Source organism: Klebsiella sp. Lac1 (assembly GCF_009825425.1).
Taxonomy (GTDB): Bacteria; Pseudomonadota; Gammaproteobacteria; order Enterobacterales; family Enterobacteriaceae; genus Klebsiella; species Klebsiella electrica.
On record NZ_VJZJ01000004.1, the window covers coordinates 322,323 to 342,929 of the forward strand.

Here is a 20,607-nt window from a genome sequence, read left to right on the forward strand (position 1 = left end):
GTCATGGTAGAGCAATACAACGCTTCTCTCAATCTGTCTGATCCCCTAGAATCGGAAACCTGATATTGAATGAAGAACAGAGAATGACGTCTGAAACCCGCTCTTCCGGCCCTGTGACCCCGATGCGAATCCTGGTTATTAAGCTGCGCCATCATGGCGATATGCTGCTGATCACGCCGCTCATTCACACCCTCAAACAGCGCTATCCCGCGGCTAGCGTTGATGTGCTGCTGTATGAAGAAACCCGGGATATGCTCGCCGCTAACCCTGATATCGACCAGATTTTCGCCATTGACCGGCGCTGGAAAAAACAGGGGAAAGGCCACCAGCTCAAGATGGAGTTCAGGCTAATCCGCACCCTGCGCCAGCAGCGCTACGATATGGTGCTCAATCTTGCCGATCAGTGGCCAAGCGCAATTATCACTAAACTGACCGGCGCGCCAACCCGCATCGGTTTTGACTTCCCGAAACGACGTCACCCGGCATGGCGTTTTTGCCATACCGCCCTCGCCTCAACCGAGCAGCATAACCAGCTGCACACCGTGCAACAGAATCTGTCGATTCTGGTGCCGACGGGGCTGGATAGCCATGATGCGCCGGCGAAGATGGGCTACAGCGAACAGGACTGGAGCGCCAGCCGCGCGCTGCTGCCGGAAGGATTTCAGGACCACTATATCGTCATTCAACCGACCTCCCGCTGGTTCTTTAAATGCTGGCGCGAAGATCGGATGAGCGCCCTGATTAACGCCCTCTCTGCCGCGGGCCACCCGGTCGTGCTGACCTCCGGTCCTGATGCCAAAGAGAAGCAGATGATCGAAACCATTATGGCGGGCTGCCCCAACGCTCGCCTGCACTCGCTGGCCGGGCAGCTAACCCTTCGCCAGCTGGCTTCCGTCATCGACCACGCCCGTCTGTTTATCGGCGTCGATTCCGTGCCAATGCATATGGCCGCCGCGCTGGGCACGCCGCTGGTGGCGCTGTTCGGGCCGTCAAAGCTGACCTTCTGGCGTCCCTGGCAGGCCAAAGGCGAAGTCATCTGGGCGGGTGATTTCGGTCCTCTGCCCGACCCGGATGACATTGATACCGGCACGGAAGAACGCTACCTCGATTTAATCCCCACCGATGCCGTTATCGCGGCAGCGAAGAAGGTACTGGCATGAGCAAATTCAGGCTGGCCCTGGTGCGCCAGAAATATCGCCCGGACGGCGGCGCGGAGCGCTTTGTCGCCCGCGCGCTGGAAGCCCTTGATAGCAGCAATCTTGAACTGAACGTGATTACTCGCGAATGGCAAGGGCCGGTGAAACCCGACTGGAATATTCACATCTGCAACCCGCGTAAATGGGGGCGCATCAGCCGTGAACGTGGTTTCGCCGATGCCGCGCGTCAGCTGTGGCAGTGCGAAAACTTCGATCTGGTGCAGAGCCATGAGCGCATTCCCGGGTGCGATCTGTATCGCGCGGGTGACGGCGTCCACCGTCGCTGGTTGCAGCAGCGCTCGCGTATTTTGCCCGGCTGGAAAAGCCGCCTGCTGTTTGCCGACCGCTACCACCGCTATGTCATGCAGGCCGAACGCGAGATGTATCGGGATTCATGCCTGCGCGGCGTCATCTGTAACGCGGAAATGATAAAACGCGAGATTATTGAAGACTTCGGCCTGCCGGCGGAAAAAATCCACGTTATCTATAACGCCATCGATAACCAGCGTTTCCTGCCGCCTACGGAAGCGGCCTTTGTCGCGCTCCGTAACCAATGGAATCTGCCGCTGCAGGCGACCTGCCTGATCTACGTCGGCTCCGGTTTTGAGCGCAAGGGGCTGGATGCAGCGATTCGCGCCATCGCGCCGACCAACCGCTATCTGCTGGTCGTGGGTAAAGATAAAGAGCAGGGCCGTTATCAGCAGCTGGCGAAAACGCTGCACTGCGAGGAGCGGGTGCGCTTTTTCGGCATGCAGTCGGAAACCCTGCCGTTTTATCAAATGGCCGACGGCCTGCTGCTGCCAACGTTGTACGACCCGTTCCCGAACGTCATTCTGGAAGCCATGGCCTGTGGCCTGCCGGTGATCACCACTACCGGCTGCGGCGGCGCGGAATTTATCGTCCAGGGAAGCAATGGCTTTGTCTGCGATGCGCTCGATATTCCGGCGCTTCAGCAGGCGGTGACGGCGCTTCCTGCCCGCGCGCTGGGCTCCGCAGAGGGGAACCGCGCCCGGGAACGCATTATGGACTGCACCAGCGCACGGTTATCGACGCAGCTGCTCTCCCTCTATCAGGATCTGGTGAAATAACGATGCGTATACTGTTTGTGATCGACGGGCTGCCCGGCGGCGGTGCGGAAAAAGTGGTGCTGACGCTGGCAGAGCATTTTCTGAGTCAGGGCGATCGGGTCTCGCTGTTTTCCCTGCGTGACGTCTGCGATTACCCCCTGCCGGACGGGCTGGATTATCAGGTCATTAGCGACCATTGCCGCAAACCGTGGCGCAAAATCACCGAACTTTCGCGCCGCGCCCGTCAGCTGGATGCGGCCATAGTCAAAGCCGAGCAGGCGGGCGAATTCGATCTGGTGCTCTCCAACCTGCATAAAACCGATCGTATTGTCGCCCGCAGCCAGTCGCTGAAAAACCGGAACGTCTGGTTCTGCCTGCATGGCGTCTTCTCCACATCGTATCTGGGCCATCGCACCGGCTTCGATCGCTGGATGAAGCAGCGGAAGATTAAGCGTGTCTACCAGGGACGCAATGTCATAACCGTCTCCGCGGCGGTTGGCGAGGATCTGGTGGAACAGTTCGCCATACGCCCGGCACAGTTAAAAACCATTTATAACCCGTTCGACATTCCCGCTCTGCGCGCTGGGGCCGAAGCGCCTGGCGAGCAGCCGGCGGGGGACTATATTATTCACGTCGGTCGCTTCCACCCAGGCAAACGCCACGATCGCCTGATCGAAGCCTACGCGCAAAGCGGTATCGATGCGCCGCTGGTGCTGCTGGGGCAGGGAAAACCGGAGCAGGAACAGCGCCTGCGCCAGCTGGCGCAGCAGCTACAGGTTGGCGACAGGGTTCTGTTTAAAGGCTTCCAGAAAAACCCGCTGCCGTGGATTAAACACGCGCGGATGCTGGTGCTCAGCTCCGACAGCGAAGGCTTTGGTAACGTGGTGGTTGAGGCTCTTCTGCTGGATACTCCGGTCGCCAGTACCCGCTGTCCTGGCGGGGTGACGGAAATCCTCACCGGCGAATTAGCCCGCGGCCTGGCCGATCTGAACAGCCCGGCGCTGGCCCGGACGATGCAAAGCATTTACCATAACCCACCAGCCATCGACCCTTCTGCGCTGGAAAGATTCAGCGTGGATGCGATTTGTCAGCAGTACCGTCAGCTGCGTCGCGGCTGATACGGCTATTTAACCAGGATCGAATGATTTATGAGTCAAACGCCTTTACTGAGCATTGTGGCTGCCGTTTATAACGGCGAAAAATTCCTTGCACAATTCTTTGCGTGCATTGAGCAACAGCAGCTGGAAAGCTATGAGCTGATCCTGGTCAACGACGGTTCGACGGACGGTAGCCTGGCGGTTATCAACGAATGGAAGATGCGCTTATCGCATATTATTGTGCTGGAGCAGGAAAACCAGGGCGTCTCGGTGGCGCGTAACACCGGCCTCGCCGTAGCAACGGGTCGCTACCTGACCTTTCCGGATATCGACGACAATATTTATCCCGGAATGTACCGCGCCCTGCTGGAGATGGCGGAAAAGGGCAACCTTGACGTGGCCACCTGCAACGGCCGCTACGTCTACGAGACGAAAAAAGATATCCATCCCATTTTTCCGCTGGACCGGCTGCAGTCGACCGGCGTTTTGCCCGGTCACGTGTGGTTAAAGCAGGCGCTGGATTCGCGTAAGTTCCTGCATGTGACCTGGCTGAATATCTATCGCCGCGAATTTATCATGCGGCACAAGTTCCGCTTCGAGCCCGGATTACGTCATCAGGACATTCCGTGGACCACGGAAGTGCTACTGGCGGCTGACCGCGTGCAGTACACCAGCGAACAGTTCTACGATTACTACATTCACTCGCAATCGGTGTCGCACAAACCGGACAACGACGACACGCTGATGCGCTCAGCGCGCCACTACATGAAAATTCTGGAGATGCTGGACGCTATCAACCAGCGCTACCCGGACAAGGTTCGCGATATTTCCGCCTGCCGCTGGCAAATAGCGAAAGAAGGGCTAGGGATCATCCATACGATAGACGAGATGAAAGATCGCGAAAAACAACGGCAGCTGATTGCCGAATTTTTTGCGCGCGGCATATGGCAGCTCATCTGGAAAAATGCCCACGACCTGCGCTTGCGCTGGCGGCTGGGACGGCGTTATTTCCGTTTGAAGAAAAGGCTGGCAAACTAAGTACCGTGCCCCGTAACCCGCCGGAAAAAGAGCAGTATATTCTGGAGATGTATGAGTAAAATTGCGAAACAAGTCGCCGCTGGCGTCTTCCTCACTATCCTGAAGGCAACCGGCTATAGCGTAAAAAAAATTGCCCGTTTTTCAGCGCAGGAACGACTGAATACCATTGCGGTATTTTCGACAACGGCGTTAGGGGATTTCCTGTTAAATACGCCCGCCATCGGGGCCATAAAAGCCCGTTGGCCGGATGCAAAGCTGCTGTTGGTTATCAATCAGCGTAACAAGGACCTGGCCACCGGCAGCCCGCTCTTCGATGAGATTCTGTACTGGAACGGCAAAGTCAACGGCATGCTGCCGCTGGCAAAAACGTTGCGTCGCCATGGCGTTGATGCAACATTTATTCTGCATTCACACACCCCCTACGATATCATCGCCGCGTCTCTGGCTCGCTCCCGCTATATCCTGAAAGACGTGTATTACAACGATTATCAGGGAAGAGCGGATTTCCTCCTGGCGCCGTATCTGTCCGCGTTTTACGATAACAGGCAAAATGGCAATATCCATCTGATACATCAGAAAACCCAGTTGCTGAACGCCGTTGGTATCGACACGCCATCAGAACAGATGTTTATTCCGGCACCCTTTACGCCTGAGCATCACGATATCCCCGTTATCGGGATTCATGCCGGGGCATCCACGCCTGAAAGATGTTGGCCGGAGGAAAATTTTTCACGGTTGATCGAGCAACTTATCAGCAATCATGACACTATTCAGATTGAGCTGATCGGCGCGGCGGGCGAGAAGGCCCTGAATCAGCGCATTATTGAAGGCATGTCGGTCGCGAGCGACAGAGTTAAAAATGTCGCCGGCACAACAAACCTTATCCAGCTGGCGGCAAAAGTGGCTGGGTTTAAGGCCCTGGTCGTCGGCGATACCGGCCCGTTACATATTGCCATTGCCGTGAAAACACCCAGCGTGGGGCTGTATGGAAGCCAGAGTGCTATTGATGGCGCCGCCCCGATTCAGGATCAGGCGATCCATCAGTTCATTCGCTCGCCAGAAGATCAAAGCGGGATAAAAGGCGTCAGCATTGCCGAGGTTTATGCTGCTACGGTAGATGCCCTGCGCTCACCGTCGGCAAAAGCGCCTTAAGAGATAGCTTTAAGCACACTAAATGCTTAGAATTTGCCCGCTGAAACAAAAAAACGGATATATCCTTTGGAATTGCTTTATACCACTTTACTCTACCTTATACAGCCGTTGGTGTGGCTGCGACTATTATTACGCAGCCGTAAAGCCCCTGCCTATCGTAAACGCTGGGCGGAACGTTATGGCTTCTGTCAAAACAAGGTAGCACCGGATGGGATTCTGCTGCATTCCGTTTCCGTGGGTGAGACGCTTGCCGCTATCCCGCTCGTGCGTGCGCTGCGCCACCGCTACCCCTCGCTGCCGATCACCGTCACCACCATGACGCCGACCGGCTCAGAGCGCGCCATGTCCGCCTTCGGCAAAGATGTTCACCATGTCTATCTGCCTTACGATTTGCCCTGCGCAATGAACCGCTTCCTCAACACGGTGCAACCGAAGCTGGTTATCGTCATGGAAACCGAGCTGTGGCCGAATATGGTCGCCGCGCTGCACAAACGTAAAATCCCGTTGGTCATCGCCAACGCCCGTCTGTCGGAACGTTCCGCCAAAGGCTACGCCAGACTGGGGAAATTTATGCGTCGGCTGCTCAGTCGCATCACGCTGATTGCGGCGCAGAATGAAGAAGACGGCAATCGCTTTCTGGCTCTGGGCCTGAAGCGCAACCAGCTGGCGGTCACCGGCAGCCTCAAATTTGATATTTCCGTGACGCCAGAGCTGGCCGCCCGCGCGATTACTCTCCGCCGCCAGTGGGCGCCGCACCGCAAAGTCTGGATAGCCACCAGCACCCACGACGGCGAAGAACAAATTATTCTGCAGGCGCACAGGAAGCTGCTCGATACCTTCCCTGACCTGCTGTTGATTCTCGTCCCTCGCCACCCTGAGCGCTTCGCCGACGCACGAGGAATGGTGCAGAAAGCGGGGATGAGCTTCACGCTACGCAGCACCGGCGAAATCCCGTCGAACAGCACCCAGGTGGTGATCGGCGATACCATGGGGGAGCTGATGCTACTGTACGGCATTGCAGACCTCGCCTTCGTCGGTGGCAGCCTGGTTGAGCGCGGCGGTCACAACCCGCTGGAGCCGGCGGCGCATGCCATCCCGGTACTGATGGGTCCGCACACGTTCAACTTCAAAGATATTTGCGCCAGGTTGCAGCAGGATGATGGCCTGATTACGGTCACCGACGTCAATTCGCTGGTCACCCAGGTCTCCAATCTGCTCACCGATGAAGACTATCGTTTGTGGTATGGCCGCCACGCGGTGGAAGTCTTGCATCAAAACCAGGGCGCGCTCTCGCGTCTGCTACAGTTACTGCAACCCTATCTGCCGCAGCGGAGCCACTGATGTCGACCCGACTGTCCGTCGTGATGATCGCCAAAAATGCGGCGGATCTGCTGGCAGATTGCCTGGCCTCCGTAGACTGGGCCGATGAAATCGTACTGCTGGACTCCGGCAGTAGCGATAACACCGTCGAACTGGCCCGCAGCCTCGGCGCGACGGTCTACGTCAACAGCGACTGGCAAGGCTACGGTATTCAGCGTCAGCGCGCCCAGGACTACGCGAGCGGCGACTATGTGCTGATGATTGACAGCGATGAACGCGTGACGCCGGAGCTGGCCGACTCGCTTCGCCGCGTCCTGGAGGCCCCTCAGAGCGGCGCCGTCTACAGTATCGCCCGACGTAACTATTTCCTTGGCCGCTTTATGCGCCATAGCGGCTGGTATCCCGACCGCGTCATGCGTTTGTACGAACGCAGGCGTTTCCGCTATAACAATAATCTGGTGCACGAATCGCTCGATGCCAAAGGCGCGCAGGTTATCGAACTACCGGGCGATTTACTGCATCTGACCTGCCGCGACTTCTCCGGCTTCCAGCAAAAGCAGCTGGCCTATGCCTCTGCATGGGCTCGAGAGCGCCATCAGAAGGGGAAGACGACCTCTCTGGCGAGCATCTTCGGCCATACGCTGGGGGCTTTTGTCAAAACGCTGCTGCTGCGCGGCGGCGTGCTGGATGGTAAACAGGGCTGGCTACTCGCCGTGGTCAACGCGCAGTATACGTTTAATAAATACACCGAGCTGTGGGCGCTGAGCCGCGGCTATTCAGAGAAAGTGTAATTATGAGCACAAAAGCGATCTATCCGGGTACCTTCGACCCCATTACCAACGGGCATATCGATATCGTCACGCGTGCCGCCAGCATGTTTGACAAGGTGCTGCTGGCTATTGCCGCCAGCCCGAGTAAAAAACCGATGTTCACGCTCGACGAGCGTATTGCGCTGGCGGAGCAGGCAACGGCGCATCTGGTTAACGTCGAGGTGATTGGTTTCAGCGATCTGATGGCGAATTTTGCCCGCGCGCAGCAGGCGAATATCCTGATTCGCGGGTTACGCGCGGTAGCCGACTTCGAATATGAGATGCAGCTGGCGCATATGAATCGCCACCTGATGCCAACGCTGGAAAGCGTCTTCCTGATGCCCTGCAAAGAGTGGTCGTTTATCTCTTCATCGCTGGTGAAAGAAGTGGCGCGTCACCAGGGGGATGTGTCCCACTTCCTGCCGGCCAACGTACACCAGGCGCTGCTGAAAAAGCTGTAGGACCCGCTTCCCGGAGGCGGCGCTTGACGCGCCTTGTCCGGGCTATCCGTCCGCAGACGGCTGAAAACCTGCAGCCTGGCTAAGCACAGCGCGAGCCGGGCTCAACGCAACCACCACGCTTTACTTCTGGCACTGGCGGCAATAAAACGTTGCCCGCTGCGCATGTTTGCTGGCCGTAATCGGCGTACCACAAACGCGACAATGTTCGCCCTTGCGGCCATAAACCTGCAGCTCCTGGGCGAAGTAGCCCGGCTTACCATCGCTTTGCAGGAAATCCTTCAGCGTCGTGCCCCCCTGCTCAATCGAGCGTAGCAGCACCGCTTTAATCACTTTGACCAGCAGCTCGCACTCTTCGCGCGAGAGCGAAGACGCTAACCGATCGGGATGGATCCCGGCCGAAAACAGCGATTCGCTGGCGTAGATATTGCCTACCCCGACCACCAGCTTGTTATCCATCAGCCAGGGCTTAATGGCGGTTTTCTTTTTCGCGCACTTCTGCTGCAAATAGTCGGCAGTAAACTCATTGCTCAAGGGCTCTGGGCCAAGGTGCGCCAGCGCAGGATGCCCTTCCAGACTGCGGGTCCACAGCCAGGCGCCAAAGCGGCGTGGGTCGGTATAGCGCAAGACCTTGCCATTACTCATCACGAGGTCAACATGATCGTGCTTTTCTGCCGGCAGCTCTTCAATCAGGATACGCAGACTGCCCGACATCCCAAGGTGGATGATAATCCAGCCGCCGGGAAGCTCCAGCAGCAGATATTTGGCACGCCGCTGCACGCTCAGCACCGGTATGTCGCTCAGACGATAGATTTCTTCACTGACAGGCCAGCGCAGGCGCCCGTTGCGAATAACAGCATGCAGAATGGTCGCGCCCACCAGGTGTGGTTCGATGCCGCGACGGCTGGTTTCTACCTCAGGTAATTCAGGCATTCGTTTTCCTCCGTTAACCCAGAGTATTGTGCTGCAGCAACAGACGGTAGGGAAGCAAATTCCCGGCAGGGTTTATCCGACGGTTTCTGCCGGACAAAAACAAAAAACCCCGCCGGAGCGGGGTTTTCTTTACAAGGAAACTAAAATTATTTGATTTTAGCTTCTTTGTATAAAACGTGCTGACGGACAACTGGATCGAATTTTTTCAGTTCCAGTTTTTCCGGCTTAGTACGTTTGTTCTTCGTGGTGGTATAGAAGTGACCAGTACCAGCAGAAGAAACCAGCTTGATTTTCTCACGAATACCTTTAGCCATGATTTATTTCCTCTTAGTACTTAGTACTTTTCGCCACGGGCACGCAGTTCAGACAGAACTGTATCGATGCCTTTCTTATCAATAACACGCATACCTTTAGCAGATACACGCAGGGTGACAAAACGCTTTTCGCTCTCAACCCAGAAACGGTGAGAGTGCAGGTTCGGCAGGAAACGGCGTTTGGTCGCGTTCAGTGCGTGGGAACGGTTGTTACCGGTCACCGGACGCTTGCCAGTAACTTGGCAGACTCGGGACATGTCTATTCTCCAAAAATCAAATTAGCTCGAGCTTCGTATGGGGTATCGGCGCCTCGTCAGGCTTTACAGCCCGGTCATCGCAGTTCTAAGTGAACCATCGATTGCCAGGCCCAAATGCCAAACCCGAGATTCTCAAAGGTGGCGTAGTATACGCTGACTCGGCGATGTGCTCAAGTCCCGAACAGACAAAGATCCCGCTGGATCGCGTGATCGGGGCTAAATCCAGCCGCGTTCGGCAAAAGATACATACGCACCGCGGCCGATTACGAGATGATCGAGTACTCGTATATCCATGAAACCACAACACTTTACCACACGTTCGGTCATCAGTCTGTCGGCCTTACTCGGCTCGGGACTGCCGGACGGATGATTATGTGCAAGGATCACCGCAGCGGCGTTCACTTTGATGGCTTCACGTACAATTTCTCGTGGATGCACCTCTACGTGGCTAAGAGTACCAGAAAAAAGCCGGCTATGTTTCAATACCCGGTTCTGATTATCTAAAAAGATCACGATGAAGATCTCCCGCTCCTCATCGCAGAGATGGCTTTGCAAAAACTCCAGCGTCATCATCGGCGTGGCCAGAGAAGGCTCTTCAACCAGCCGCAGGCTAAAATAACGCCGCGCCAGTTCGGCAACCCCCTTTAGCTGAGCATATTTCGCCAGGCCAATCCCCTCGACCGTCTCAAACTGCGCTTTATTTGCTGACAGCAGGCCATACAGCGAACCAAAACGCTGTAGCAGGTCATGCGAATACGTTATGACATCTTTGTCCCGCGTTCCGGTGCGTAAAAACAGCGCCAGCAGCTCGACATCCGACAACGTTTCAATACCGTAAAGCCACATTTTTTCCCGTGGCATCAGGGGTTCCGGTGCATCCATAGGGCCTCTCCTTCTCATGCCCCCATCCTGGCACAGCCCGATGGCGCTGCCGACTGGCGCATCTACCTCTTGCGTAGCGCCTCGCAAAGTGAATGCCTGGCAGCCACGCGACGACGACGGGATTGTGGTAAGATGCGCGGATTCTGGTGTACTGCAACAGGAAAGAATCATGATGAGTCTGGCTGGTAAAAAGATCGTTCTTGGCGTGAGCGGCGGCATTGCTGCTTATAAAACGCCGGAACTGGTGCGCCGCCTGCGTGACCGTGGCGCGGATGTGCGCGTCGCCATGACGGAAGCCGCCAAAGCCTTCATTACGCCACTGAGCCTGCAGGCGGTGTCTGGTTATCCGGTCTCCGATAGTCTGCTCGATCCGGCAGCGGAAGCAGCGATGGGTCATATTGAGCTGGGCAAATGGGCGGACCTGGTTATCCTCGCCCCGGCAACCGCCGATCTGATCGCCCGCGTCGCCGCCGGTATGGCCAACGATCTGGTTTCCACCATCTGCCTCGCGACCCCTTCCCCGGTTGCCGTTGTCCCGGCGATGAATCAGCAAATGTACCGCGCAGCGGCCACACAGCATAACCTCGAGGTACTCGCCTCACGCGGCCTGCTGCTCTGGGGTCCGGACAGCGGTAGCCAGGCCTGCGGCGACATTGGCCCTGGCCGTATGCTGGATCCGATGACGATTGTAGATTTAGCCGCCGCGCATTTTTCGCCTGTCAAAGATTTGCAACATCTCAACATCATGATTACCGCGGGCCCGACGCGTGAACCGCTGGATCCGGTGCGTTATATTACTAACCACAGCTCCGGCAAGATGGGGTTTGCCATTGCCGCCGCGGCCGCCAGCCGCGGGGCGAACGTCACGCTGGTGAGCGGGCCGGTCGCATTACCGACGCCGCCGTTTGTCCGGCGTATCGATGTCACGACCGCGCTGGAAATGGAAGCTGCGGTCCAGCAAAGCGCTCAGCAGCAGCAGATTTTTATTGGCTGCGCCGCCGTAGCCGATTACCGTGCCGTCGCCATCGCTGAAGAAAAAATTAAAAAGCAAGGTGATGAGCTCACCCTCAGAATGGTTAAGAATCCGGATATTGTTGCCGGGGTGGCAGCACTCGCGGCCAATCGGCCTTTTGTCGTAGGGTTTGCCGCCGAAACGAATAATGTGGAAGAATACGCGAGGCAAAAACGCGCGCGCAAAAATCTCGACCTGATTTGCGCTAACGATGTTTCGCAGCCTGATCAAGGATTTAACAGCGACAGCAACGCATTACACCTTTTCTGGCAGGATGGAGATAAGCGCTTACCACTTGAGCGTAAAGAACTCCTTGGCCAATTATTACTCGACGAGATCGTGACCCGTTATGATGAAAAAAATCGACGTTAAGATTCTGGACCCGCGTGTCGGCCAGCAATTTCCGCTGCCGACCTATGCCACCTCCGGTTCCGCCGGACTTGACCTGCGAGCCTGTCTCGACGACGCCGTAGAGCTGGCTCCGGGTGCAACCACGCTGTTGCCGACCGGCCTGGCTATTCATATCGCCGATCCGTCTCTGGCGGCGGTGATTCTGCCGCGTTCAGGGCTGGGTCATAAGCACGGCGTGGTTCTGGGCAACCTGGTTGGCCTTATCGACTCCGACTACCAGGGGCAGCTGATGGTTTCCGTCTGGAACCGTGGCCAGCAGAGCTTTACGATTGAGCCCGGCGAGCGCATCGCTCAAATGGTCTTTGTACCCGTCGTACAAGCGGAATTTAACCTGGTGGAAGATTTTGACGCCACCGAACGTGGCGAAGGTGGCTTTGGTCACTCAGGGCGCGCATAAGCCCGACCACATCGAATCCGCATCCCAAAGTGCACTAATGCAATAACATCGCCGCAAACGACCGTTTGCGGTCGCTTTGTGGATGTCTGCCTGACAAGTGCTTATTTTCAGGGGTATTTTAAAACATGGCAGAAAAACAAACTGCGAAAAGGAATCGTCGCGAAGAAATACTTCAGTCTCTGGCCCTGATGCTTGAATCCAGCGATGGAAGTCAGCGCATTACCACAGCGAAACTGGCGGCGTCTGTCGGCGTGTCCGAAGCGGCGTTATACCGTCATTTTCCCAGTAAAACCCGCATGTTCGATAGCCTGATTGAGTTTATCGAAGACAGTCTGATTACGCGCATCAATTTGATTTTAAAAGATGAAAAAGACACATCGGCGCGTCTGCGTCTGATTGTGCTGCTGATTCTTGGGTTTGGTGAGCGTAATCCTGGGCTGACGCGAATTCTGACCGGCCATGCGCTGATGTTTGAACAGGATCGCCTTCAGGGGCGGATTAACCAGCTGTTTGAGCGTATTGAGGTTCAGTTGCGTCAGGTCATGCGTGAGAAGAAAATGCGGGAAGGTGAAGGCTACACCATCGATGAGGCGCTGCTGGCCAGCCAGCTGCTGGCATTCTGCGAAGGCATGCTGTCGCGTTTTGTGCGCAGCGAGTTTAAATATCGTCCGACGGATGATTTTGACGCCCGCTGGCCGCTGGTCGCCGCACAGTTGCAATAACTGAAAGCCCGGGGGCCTGTCGCCTCCGGGTTTTTGACTTATACGCCAAACTCTTCGCGGTAAGCGCGTACCGTCGCCAGATGCTCAGCCATCTCCGGCTTCTCTTCCAGATAGGTAATCAGGTCTTTCAGCGTCACGATAGAAATCACTTTGCAGCCGTAGTCGCGCTCGACTTCCTGAATCGCGGAGATTTCGCCGCGGCCACGTTCCTGGCGGTCCAGAGAGATCAGTACGCCAGCCAGTTCCGCGCCGTGCGCCTGAATAATTTCCATCGACTCGCGAATCGCGGTGCCTGCGGTAATCACATCGTCAACCAGCATGACGCGCCCCTGCAGAGCGCTGCCGACCAGGTTGCCCCCCTCGCCGTGGGTTTTGGCTTCTTTGCGGTTAAAGCAGTAAGGCAAATCCAGATCATGGTGCTCCGCCAGCGCAACCGCGGTAGTCGTCGCGATAGGGATCCCTTTATAAGCCGGCCCAAACAGCAGATCGAAATCAATTCCGGAATCGACCAGCGCTTCGGCGTAGAAACGGCCTAACAGTGCCAGATCGCGCCCGGTATTAAACAGGCCGGCGTTGAAGAAATAGGGGCTCTTACGCCCGGATTTCAGCGTAAATTCGCCAAACTTAAGTACCTGCTTGTTAAGTGCAAACTCAATAAACTGGCGCTGATACGGTTTCATGGATTCGCTCCTCATCTTACTTTTCATTATTTAGGTTTACGCCAAATTCTTCACGCGTCATCAGGCGGCACAGAAACGTCGATAACGCTGTGAGCTGGTCGCGTATGGCAGCCGAGAAAGACCGCATGAAGGATAAAACGTAAAAAAAAGGGCGACTCATCAGCCGCCCTTAAAATTAATTTTCTAATGCCGCTTTCTGCGTCGCGACAATGGATTCGATACCCCTGCGGGCCAGGGCCAGCAAGGTGAGTAGCTCTTCGTGGGTAAACGGCTCGCCTTCCGCGGTGCCCTGTACCTCAATGATGCGGCCATCTTCGGTCATCACCACGTTCATATCAGTTTCCGCCGCTGAATCCTCGACATATTCCAGATCGCAAAGCGCTTCGCCATTGACGATACCAACGGAAACTGCGGCGACCATCCCTTTCATTGGATTGCTTTTCAGCTTGCCGGTCGCCACCAGCTTATTCAGCGCATCGGCCAGCGCCACGCAGGCGCCGGTAATGGATGCGGTACGGGTGCCACCGTCTGCCTGCAAAACATCGCAATCGAGGGTAATGGTAAATTCACCAAGCGCTTTCAGATCGACCGCTGCACGCAGCGCACGGGCAATCAGACGCTGGATTTCCATGGTGCGGCCGCCCTGTTTCCCTTTCGCGGCTTCACGCGCGTTACGGGTATGGGTTGCACGTGGCAGCATGCCGTATTCTGCCGTGATCCACCCCTGGCCCTGGCCTTTCAGGAAGCGCGGTACGCCTTCATCGATCGATGCGGTGCACAACACTTTGGTGTCACCAAATTCGACCAGCACGGAGCCTTCTGCGTGTATTGTATAGTTACGGGTCAGGGTGACGGGACGCACCTGATTAGCGCTACGACCTGCTGGACGCATAATGATCTCTCCGGCTTGAAACGAATGTGGCGCGCATTATACACAAAATCATGCGGGATGCATGAGGTGACGCGCCCCTGACAGCATCGATGACTGGCGCCCAGGGCGGAGCGAGGCCGCCAACAGAGGGGCTGCCAGAAGGATAACGTGTCTATACGGATAATGCTCGCTTATTCCTATCCTGATAAGGCCCTGAAAGCTATAATCCACCTCACTCTCCTTTAAAAACAGGAACGTCTATGATCCGCAGTATGACCGCCTATGCCCGGCGTGAAATCAAGGGTGAATGGGGCAGCGCCGCATGGGAACTGCGCTCGGTAAACCAACGATATCTGGAAACTTATTTCCGTCTGCCGGAGCAGTTCCGTAGCCTGGAGCCTGTCGTGCGTGAGCGTATTCGTTCACGTCTGACCCGTGGCAAAGTTGAATGTACCTTACGTTTTGAGCAGGATCCCAGCGCCCAGGGCGAGCTGATTCTGAACGAAAGCCTTGCAAAACAGCTGGTCAATGCCGCCAACTGGGTCAAGATGCAGAGCGACGAAGGCGAAATCAACCCGGTTGATATTCTGCGCTGGCCTGGCGTGATGGCCGCTCAGGAACAGGATCTCGATGCGATTGCCGCCGATATTCTGTCGGCCCTGAACGGTGCGCTGGATGATTTTATCGTTGCCCGCGAGACCGAAGGTCAGGCGCTGAAAGCGCTTATTGAGCAGCGTCTGGAAGGCGTCACCGCCGAAGTCGCCAAAGTGCGCGCTCATATGCCGGAAATCTTACAGTGGCAGCGCGAGCGCCTGGTTTCCCGACTGGAAGATGCGGAAGTACAGCTGGAAAACAACCGTCTCGAACAAGAGCTGGTGCTGATGGCGCAGCGTATCGACGTCGCCGAAGAGCTGGATCGCCTGGAAGCGCACGTAAAAGAGACCTGGAACATCCTGAAGAAGAAAGAAGCCGTTGGCCGCCGTCTTGACTTTATGATGCAGGAATTTAACCGCGAGTCGAACACACTGGCATCGAAATCCATTAATGCCGAAGTGACCAATTCCGCCATCGAACTGAAAGTCCTGATCGAGCAAATGCGCGAGCAGATCCAGAATATCGAGTAAATTGCTGGTCGAACTCATCAAGTCTCGCAATATCTCACCGGCAGCACCAAGCCCGCGTAATAACGGGCTTTTTTTATGCCAGAGAATTTCACATGATTGCATCCCCGCGCTGCCATCCGTGACGACAAAACGGCGAGAGAGTATCGATCCAGGTTGAAAGTGAACTGCATCTGATTCTTTTATAACGGGTATGCCACTCAAGGATTCCTTCCTGGGCTCTCTGAAAGAGTGAGGTCCCCGTTCAGCCCTCAGGATTCCGCTATTTGTAGCTGCGCTGTCGGTTTAAGTACAGCATACATAATACCAGTCAGCACTGTACCGGCGATGATAGAAACCAGATACATTGCAACATGCCCCACAGCATGAGGGATCGCCAGCACAAACAGCCCGCCGTGAGGAGCCATCAGCGTGCAGCCGAAAAACATCGACAAACCACCGGCCAGTGCACCGCCAGCCATCGTCGACGGGATCACGCGCATTGGGTCTCGGGCAGCAAAGGGAATGGCCCCCTCGGAGATAAAGCACAGGCCCAGCACAAAAGATGCTTTGCCAGCCTCACGCTCCTGTTGGGAGAATTTAGCTTTTGCCAGCCAGGTAGTGACGCCCATTCCCAATGCTGGCACCATACCGGCAGCCATGATCGCCGCCATAGGTTGATAAGACTGGGACGCCAGCAACCCAACGCCGAAAGTGTATGCAGCTTTATTGACCGGCCCACCAAGATCGAAGCATTGCATCGCCCCCAGCAAAATTCCGAGTAGCACGGCATTGGCGGTCGTCATACCGGCCAGGAACGTGGTCAATCCCAACATAGCGGCGGAAACCGGGCCTCCCACCACATAAATCATCACCAGTCCGGTAATCAGTGTCGCCAACAATGGAATCACCAGTACAGGCTTTAACGCATCCATTGCCTGCGGCAGGCGAATTTTCTCTGCCAGATACTTAGCAACATAACCCGCCAGAAAACCAGCCACTATACCGCCTAGAAAACCCGCACCGCTATTGCTGGCAAGCATACCTCCAATCAGTCCAGGTGCCAGTCCGGGGCGATCAGCGATAGAAAATGCAATAAAACCGGCCAGTACCGGCACCATCAGTGCGAAAGCCGCCTTCCCGCCGATTTGCATTAGAGCCGCTGCCAGCGTGCCTGGCTCTTTGAAAGCCTGAATGCCAAAAACAAACGAGAGCGCAATACACAGGCCGCCAGCCACCACCAGCGGCAACATATGAGATACACCAGTCATCAAATGTTTGTATACTCCCGGCAGTTCCGCTTTTAGCGACGGTGCTGGTTTTTTCGCATCCCTACCACCATAGAGCGTTGCCGAGGCAAGGGCCTGAGCAATTTCCTGGGCAGGTTTTTTCAGTGCTGCGCCAGTACTGGTGCAATAAAGTCGTTTATCCGTGAAACGGGACAAATCGACGTCGATATCGGCGGCGATAATGACCACATCGGCAGATGCAATCTCAGCAGTGGTTAATTCATTTTTTGCTCCCACCGATCCATGTGTTTCTACTTTGACCCAATATCCTTGCTTCGTGGCCGCAACAGTCAGGGCTTCTGCGGCCATAAAGGTATGCGCCACGCCAGTGGGACAAGCAGTGATGGCAATAATACGTTTGTTCATAGGGTACGCCTTCTTTTCGATGATTCTATTAAGGATTAAGGCTTTTTTTATTGCTTTATCGTCACAGGGAAATAGTGTTATTTCATTATTTATTGTCGGGAATATGCGGCGGCCTGACGGAATAACTCCTTGTCGGGCCGAATCCCCGTGTACAAGGCAAATTGTTCTACCGCCTGAATAGCAAATACTTCGGAACCGGTTATAACGACTTTATTTTTTGCTCTGGCGTATTGTATCAGCGGTGTTTGTTCCGGCATTGCGACCACATCGAATATAATGTCGGCTGCATCGACTTCGTCTGGGGTATAAGACATTTTGTCGGCGTCTTCGCTGCCGGTCATGCCAATCGGCGTTGCGTTAATCAATAACCCTGGCTGTAACCCTTCCATATCCGGACGCCATTCATAACCACATAATTCAGCCAGACTGCGGCCACTCTCTTCGTCAATCGCGACGATATATCCTTTTTTGAATCCAGTATCTCGCAGAGCACAAGCCACTGCTTTGGCCATTCCACCACTACCGCGCAGCGCGAAGACCAGACTGGTTGGCACCCGAAATTGCCTTAGCAACGTGGTGATAGCAATATAATCCGTGTTATAGGCTTTCAGATAACCGTGAGTATTCACAATGGTATTCACTGAATTAATGGCTTTAGCAGACGCGTCTAATTCATCCACAAGGGCGATACAGTCCTGTTTAAACGGCATGGAGATGGCGCAACCGCGAATACCCAGAGCCCGAACGCCGGCGATAGCACTCGCCAAATCGGTGGTGGTAAACGCTTTGTAGAGATAATCAAGTCCCAGGGCGTCATACAGATAATTATGAAAACGCGTCCCGAAATTACTGGGTCTTGCGGCGAGAGACATGCAGACAGTAGTGTCTTTATTCAGATGTAGGGTCATTTCATATTCCTGAGCTAAAGTAGTTCGCCACTTTTACCGGCACAGCGGTGAAAAGTATCGGTGATTGCGAAACTAAACCATGTCCATCGGTTCAGTAACCATCTGATGCATCCGGCTCCGATATGTGTCCTGGCAGCAGGGTACATCCATTATTTGTGGCATCTCGATCAGTATTCCTTGCTGTCGAAAAAATAATGGACTAAAACGATGAGATTAAAAATTGCTGTCTTTTTCCCTTTAAGGTTCCTCTTTTATGTATGGTCAACGGCTTGAACATCAGTATTTACGCCTGCTGACTCTGTTTCCCCACAGAGAAGAGAACATCACGCTACAGGGCCTGGCGGATAAGCTCTGTTGCAGCAAGCGCCACATGCGTTCACTGCTGGTCGATATGCAAGCCCGTCATTGGCTGGAGTGGCATGCCAGTCCGGGACGTGGCCATCAAGCCCGGCTACGGCTGTTGTGCAGCGAACAGCAATTGCGGATGGAAAAAGCTGAACATCTGTTGAAATCCGGTAACTTTGGTGCTGCTCTTGAGCTACTTGGGGCTGAAAAGCACCTCATCGCACCGTTGCTGCGGGCCAGATTAGGATATAACATCCGTGATGATTACCAGTCGTTACGTATTCCCTATTATCGCACTATGCCCAATCTCTATCCGGGTACGCCACTTCGTCGTTCGGAACTCCATCTGGTCAGACAAATATTTAATGGACTCACCCGTATTAATGACGAAAGTGGGGTAGTTGAAAAAGATCTGGCCCATTACTGGCGCATGCTTGATCCTTTGCACTGGCGCTTTTTCTTGAGGCCTGGCGTGCGATTTCACGATGGACGTGAGCTCACCAGCCAGGATGTGGTGGTCTCATTAACCCGCTGTGCTCAATTGCCGCTGTTTTCACATCTAAAAAAAATTGATGAGCATGGTGTATTAAGCGTCACTATTGAACTGACCCAACCGGATCATTTATTGCCGCAACTATTAGCCGATCCGGCAGCCATGATTTTACCTGCCGACCACGCTATACGGGATAATTTTGCTGCCCAACCTGTCGGCACCGGCCCCTATATGGTTTGTGAGAATGATGAATGGCATTTACTTATGCGGGCTTTTGATCATTATTTTGGTTTCCGGGGGTTACTTGATGAGATCGAGGTGATTGTATGGCCTGACCTGGGGCAGCCCGCTAACCGGGAACATCTGACGAGCGATGCTGTCTCCCGGCCGTCCGTGGGAAATGACACAGGTGGTGGACCAATCCTGGATGTGAGCTCGTCCGCCTGGTTAAGCTCCAGTATCAGTGACATCGACTTCGCCTCTGGTCTCGCGGTGGGTTTAACAGGGAAACCTTCTGATTTATTCCAGGAAATGTTTCTTGAGCGGGGCGGGTATTTTTTACTGTGTGACAGTCGCTCACCCCATTGGGGCGCTCTGGAGCGCAGGCGCTGGATCAGAGAAAAACTAAATCCCTATTCGCTGGCCCAACGACTGGATGAAAAGATCCGTCCCTTTTGGGTGCCTACCGGGAGCTTGCTACCGACCTGGTTCCACTGTATGGACAATGGCCCGACTCTGATGCCTTTTGCCACCGGGACGGATAGTCCCGCATTGAGGTTACGTCTCGCATATCATCAACAGCATCCGGAATATCCGATGCTGGCTGCTGAAATGAAAAAAATGCTGGCTGTTGAGGGGATCCACTTAGATATCATACAACTGGACTATGATCGCTGGGCCAGAGGAGAAGCAGAGGCCGATCTCTGGCTGGGTACGGTAAATTTTGCTGTACCGGAAACCTGGAATGTGGGTGTGTGGCTGCTGGGGATGCCATTATTAAAACATTCAATATCAGGTGGGGATACTCCGTTGTTCAATGACTGGTTACAGCACTGGCGTGCCGGGGTGCTCGATTCTGAACAATTGATGCAGAATGTAGTCAGTAAAGGATGGCTGCAACCTTTATTCCATCACTGGATGCGACTGAAAGGACCAGACCAGGCTGTGGGCATTCATCTGAATAATCTGGGCTGGTTTGATTTCAGTACTACCTGGATGGAGCCAGAATAAAAATGGAAAAAATTTTTACCCAACGGTAACGATGCCCTCCTGACGTATCAGTCCCACGTTCAGCGTAGTGCAGAATTCAGTAATACTTCATGGGATTACTCCTCATCTGTTAATCCCATCTGAAATGGGTTGTGATGAATAAAATCCCTGTTTAACCCTGACAGATCATTACGCCGGCATTTTTCACAAAGTCATCCTGATTCTCTCGCTCTCTGCAGGCGCATGCAGAATATTTATTCCAGGCAAATTTTATCTCTTTT

The 20,607-nt window shown here is 54.8% G+C and carries 21 protein-coding genes; 13 read left to right on the forward strand and 8 right to left on the reverse strand.

Annotated elements, in window-relative coordinates; all coding sequences use genetic code 11:
• The first annotated feature begins 83 nt into the window (after nucleotides 1-83).
• From rfaQ to coaD, 8 genes are all read left to right on the forward strand, one after another.
• The gene (gene rfaQ / locus FNY10_RS23970; protein ID WP_160704206.1) at nucleotides 84-1,160 is read left to right on the forward strand and encodes a putative lipopolysaccharide heptosyltransferase III; all 1,077 of its coding nucleotides are present in this window, start codon (nucleotides 84-86) and stop codon (nucleotides 1,158-1,160) included.
• Nucleotides 1,157-2,284 carry a glycosyltransferase family 4 protein gene (locus FNY10_RS23975; protein WP_160704204.1) on the forward strand — a complete coding sequence of 376 codons (1,128 nt, stop codon included), beginning with the start codon at nucleotides 1,157-1,159 and terminating at the stop codon, nucleotides 2,282-2,284. The genes rfaQ and FNY10_RS23975 overlap by 4 nt, the downstream gene beginning before the upstream one ends.
• 2 nt (nucleotides 2,285-2,286) lie before the next feature.
• Nucleotides 2,287-3,381 (forward strand): glycosyltransferase, encoded by a 1,095-nt coding sequence (locus tag FNY10_RS23980; RefSeq protein ID WP_160704202.1) that lies wholly within the window; start codon nucleotides 2,287-2,289, stop codon nucleotides 3,379-3,381.
• A 30-nt stretch (nucleotides 3,382-3,411) separates the two neighbouring features.
• Nucleotides 3,412-4,398 carry a glycosyltransferase gene (locus tag FNY10_RS23985; protein WP_160704200.1) on the forward strand — a complete coding sequence of 329 codons (987 nt, stop codon included), beginning with the start codon at nucleotides 3,412-3,414 and terminating at the stop codon, nucleotides 4,396-4,398.
• 51 nt (nucleotides 4,399-4,449) lie between these two features.
• Entirely contained in the window at nucleotides 4,450-5,550 is a 1,101-nt protein-coding gene (locus FNY10_RS23990; protein ID WP_160704198.1) for a glycosyltransferase family 9 protein, read from the forward strand.
• Between the two features lie 66 nt (nucleotides 5,551-5,616).
• Complete coding sequence (gene waaA / locus FNY10_RS23995; protein ID WP_100682898.1) at nucleotides 5,617-6,891, forward strand: lipid IV(A) 3-deoxy-D-manno-octulosonic acid transferase; 1,275 nt, start codon at nucleotides 5,617-5,619, stop codon at nucleotides 6,889-6,891.
• Nucleotides 6,891-7,661, forward strand: a complete 771-nt coding sequence (locus FNY10_RS24000) for a glycosyltransferase family 2 protein (RefSeq protein WP_131049321.1) — start codon at nucleotides 6,891-6,893, stop codon at nucleotides 7,659-7,661. The genes waaA and FNY10_RS24000 overlap by 1 nt, the downstream gene beginning before the upstream one ends.
• A gap of 2 nt (nucleotides 7,662-7,663) precedes the next feature.
• Nucleotides 7,664-8,140 carry a pantetheine-phosphate adenylyltransferase gene (gene coaD / locus FNY10_RS24005; protein ID WP_100682896.1) on the forward strand — a complete coding sequence of 159 codons (477 nt, stop codon included), beginning with the start codon at nucleotides 7,664-7,666 and terminating at the stop codon, nucleotides 8,138-8,140.
• Nucleotides 8,141-8,260: 120 nt separating this feature from the next.
• Here coaD and mutM read toward each other — a convergent pair whose 3' ends face one another.
• From mutM to radC, 4 genes are all read right to left on the reverse strand, one after another.
• Entirely contained in the window at nucleotides 8,261-9,070 is an 810-nt protein-coding gene (gene mutM, locus FNY10_RS24010) for a bifunctional DNA-formamidopyrimidine glycosylase/DNA-(apurinic or apyrimidinic site) lyase (protein WP_160704196.1), read from the reverse strand.
• A gap of 146 nt (nucleotides 9,071-9,216) precedes the next feature.
• The gene (rpmG, locus tag FNY10_RS24015) at nucleotides 9,217-9,384 is read right to left on the reverse strand and encodes a 50S ribosomal protein L33 (RefSeq protein ID WP_003024094.1); all 168 of its coding nucleotides are present in this window, start codon (nucleotides 9,382-9,384) and stop codon (nucleotides 9,217-9,219) included.
• Nucleotides 9,385-9,404: 20 nt separating this feature from the next.
• Nucleotides 9,405-9,641 carry a 50S ribosomal protein L28 gene (gene rpmB, locus FNY10_RS24020; protein ID WP_002436699.1) on the reverse strand — a complete coding sequence of 79 codons (237 nt, stop codon included), beginning with the start codon at nucleotides 9,639-9,641 and terminating at the stop codon, nucleotides 9,405-9,407.
• 216 nt (nucleotides 9,642-9,857) lie between these two features.
• Nucleotides 9,858-10,523: a RadC family protein gene (radC, locus tag FNY10_RS24025; protein ID WP_141963033.1), complete on the reverse strand. Its 666-nt coding sequence runs from the start codon at nucleotides 10,521-10,523 to the stop codon at nucleotides 9,858-9,860.
• 172 nt (nucleotides 10,524-10,695) lie between these two features.
• On the opposite strand from radC, the gene coaBC reads away from it, so the two are divergent.
• The 3 genes from coaBC (at nucleotide 10,696) to slmA (ending at nucleotide 13,065) form a co-directional block, all read left to right on the forward strand.
• The gene (coaBC, locus tag FNY10_RS24030; protein ID WP_131049371.1) at nucleotides 10,696-11,907 is read left to right on the forward strand and encodes a bifunctional phosphopantothenoylcysteine decarboxylase/phosphopantothenate--cysteine ligase CoaBC; all 1,212 of its coding nucleotides are present in this window, start codon (nucleotides 10,696-10,698) and stop codon (nucleotides 11,905-11,907) included.
• On the forward strand, nucleotides 11,885-12,343 hold the full coding sequence (gene dut, locus FNY10_RS24035) for a dUTP diphosphatase (protein WP_004868951.1): 459 nt from the start codon (nucleotides 11,885-11,887) through the stop codon (nucleotides 12,341-12,343). Before coaBC ends, dut begins: the two co-directional genes overlap by 23 nt.
• 125 nt (nucleotides 12,344-12,468) lie before the next feature.
• Nucleotides 12,469-13,065: a nucleoid occlusion factor SlmA gene (slmA, locus tag FNY10_RS24040; RefSeq protein WP_004868952.1), complete on the forward strand. Its 597-nt coding sequence runs from the start codon at nucleotides 12,469-12,471 to the stop codon at nucleotides 13,063-13,065.
• A 38-nt stretch (nucleotides 13,066-13,103) separates the two neighbouring features.
• On the opposite strand, the gene pyrE is transcribed toward slmA, so the two are convergent.
• A complete protein-coding gene (gene pyrE / locus FNY10_RS24045; protein WP_131049318.1) occupies nucleotides 13,104-13,745 on the reverse strand; it encodes an orotate phosphoribosyltransferase in 642 nt (213 codons plus the stop codon).
• Between the two features lie 175 nt (nucleotides 13,746-13,920).
• On the reverse strand, nucleotides 13,921-14,637 hold the full coding sequence (gene rph, locus FNY10_RS24050) for a ribonuclease PH (protein ID WP_160704191.1): 717 nt from the start codon (nucleotides 14,635-14,637) through the stop codon (nucleotides 13,921-13,923).
• Between the two features lie 239 nt (nucleotides 14,638-14,876).
• On the opposite strand from rph, the gene FNY10_RS24055 reads away from it, so the two are divergent.
• Entirely contained in the window at nucleotides 14,877-15,740 is an 864-nt protein-coding gene (locus tag FNY10_RS24055; RefSeq protein ID WP_131049316.1) for a YicC/YloC family endoribonuclease, read from the forward strand.
• Between the two features lie 248 nt (nucleotides 15,741-15,988).
• On the opposite strand, the gene FNY10_RS24060 is transcribed toward FNY10_RS24055, so the two are convergent.
• The gene (locus FNY10_RS24060) at nucleotides 15,989-17,371 is read right to left on the reverse strand and encodes a fructose-specific PTS transporter subunit EIIC (protein WP_131049315.1); all 1,383 of its coding nucleotides are present in this window, start codon (nucleotides 17,369-17,371) and stop codon (nucleotides 15,989-15,991) included.
• Nucleotides 17,372-17,460: 89 nt separating this feature from the next.
• Nucleotides 17,461-18,279: a shikimate 5-dehydrogenase gene (locus FNY10_RS24065; RefSeq protein ID WP_100682890.1), complete on the reverse strand. Its 819-nt coding sequence runs from the start codon at nucleotides 18,277-18,279 to the stop codon at nucleotides 17,461-17,463.
• A gap of 253 nt (nucleotides 18,280-18,532) precedes the next feature.
• Between FNY10_RS24065 and FNY10_RS24070 the strand changes: the two genes are divergently transcribed.
• Nucleotides 18,533-20,347 carry an SgrR family transcriptional regulator gene (locus FNY10_RS24070; protein ID WP_131049314.1) on the forward strand — a complete coding sequence of 605 codons (1,815 nt, stop codon included), beginning with the start codon at nucleotides 18,533-18,535 and terminating at the stop codon, nucleotides 20,345-20,347.
• Nucleotides 20,348-20,607: the final 260 nt, after the last annotated feature.

Bases quoted from the DNA above. Each gene is read 5' to 3' on its own strand.
- rfaQ (WP_160704206.1), top strand. From the start codon at position 84: ATGACGTCTGAAACCCGCTCTTCCGGCCCTGTGACCCCGATGCGAATC.
- FNY10_RS23975 (WP_160704204.1), top strand. From the start codon at position 1,157: ATGAGCAAATTCAGGCTGGCCCTGGTGCGCCAGAAATATCGCCCGGAC.
- FNY10_RS23980 (WP_160704202.1), top strand. From the start codon at position 2,287: ATGCGTATACTGTTTGTGATCGACGGGCTGCCCGGCGGCGGTGCGGAA.
- FNY10_RS23985 (WP_160704200.1), top strand. From the start codon at position 3,412: ATGAGTCAAACGCCTTTACTGAGCATTGTGGCTGCCGTTTATAACGGC.
- FNY10_RS23990 (WP_160704198.1), top strand. From the start codon at position 4,450: ATGAGTAAAATTGCGAAACAAGTCGCCGCTGGCGTCTTCCTCACTATC.
- FNY10_RS24000 (WP_131049321.1), top strand. From the start codon at position 6,891: ATGTCGACCCGACTGTCCGTCGTGATGATCGCCAAAAATGCGGCGGAT.
- coaD (WP_100682896.1), top strand. From the start codon at position 7,664: ATGAGCACAAAAGCGATCTATCCGGGTACCTTCGACCCCATTACCAAC.
- mutM (WP_160704196.1), bottom strand. From the start codon at position 9,070: ATGCCTGAATTACCTGAGGTAGAAACCAGCCGTCGCGGCATCGAACCA.
- rpmG (WP_003024094.1), bottom strand. From the start codon at position 9,384: ATGGCTAAAGGTATTCGTGAGAAAATCAAGCTGGTTTCTTCTGCTGGT.
- rpmB (WP_002436699.1), bottom strand. From the start codon at position 9,641: ATGTCCCGAGTCTGCCAAGTTACTGGCAAGCGTCCGGTGACCGGTAAC.
- radC (WP_141963033.1), bottom strand. From the start codon at position 10,523: ATGGATGCACCGGAACCCCTGATGCCACGGGAAAAAATGTGGCTTTAC.
- coaBC (WP_131049371.1), top strand. From the start codon at position 10,696: ATGAGTCTGGCTGGTAAAAAGATCGTTCTTGGCGTGAGCGGCGGCATT.
- dut (WP_004868951.1), top strand. From the start codon at position 11,885: ATGATGAAAAAAATCGACGTTAAGATTCTGGACCCGCGTGTCGGCCAG.
- slmA (WP_004868952.1), top strand. From the start codon at position 12,469: ATGGCAGAAAAACAAACTGCGAAAAGGAATCGTCGCGAAGAAATACTT.
- pyrE (WP_131049318.1), bottom strand. From the start codon at position 13,745: ATGAAACCGTATCAGCGCCAGTTTATTGAGTTTGCACTTAACAAGCAG.
- rph (WP_160704191.1), bottom strand. From the start codon at position 14,637: ATGCGTCCAGCAGGTCGTAGCGCTAATCAGGTGCGTCCCGTCACCCTG.
- FNY10_RS24055 (WP_131049316.1), top strand. From the start codon at position 14,877: ATGATCCGCAGTATGACCGCCTATGCCCGGCGTGAAATCAAGGGTGAA.
- FNY10_RS24060 (WP_131049315.1), bottom strand. From the start codon at position 17,371: ATGAACAAACGTATTATTGCCATCACTGCTTGTCCCACTGGCGTGGCG.
- FNY10_RS24065 (WP_100682890.1), bottom strand. From the start codon at position 18,279: ATGACCCTACATCTGAATAAAGACACTACTGTCTGCATGTCTCTCGCC.
- FNY10_RS24070 (WP_131049314.1), top strand. From the start codon at position 18,533: ATGTATGGTCAACGGCTTGAACATCAGTATTTACGCCTGCTGACTCTG.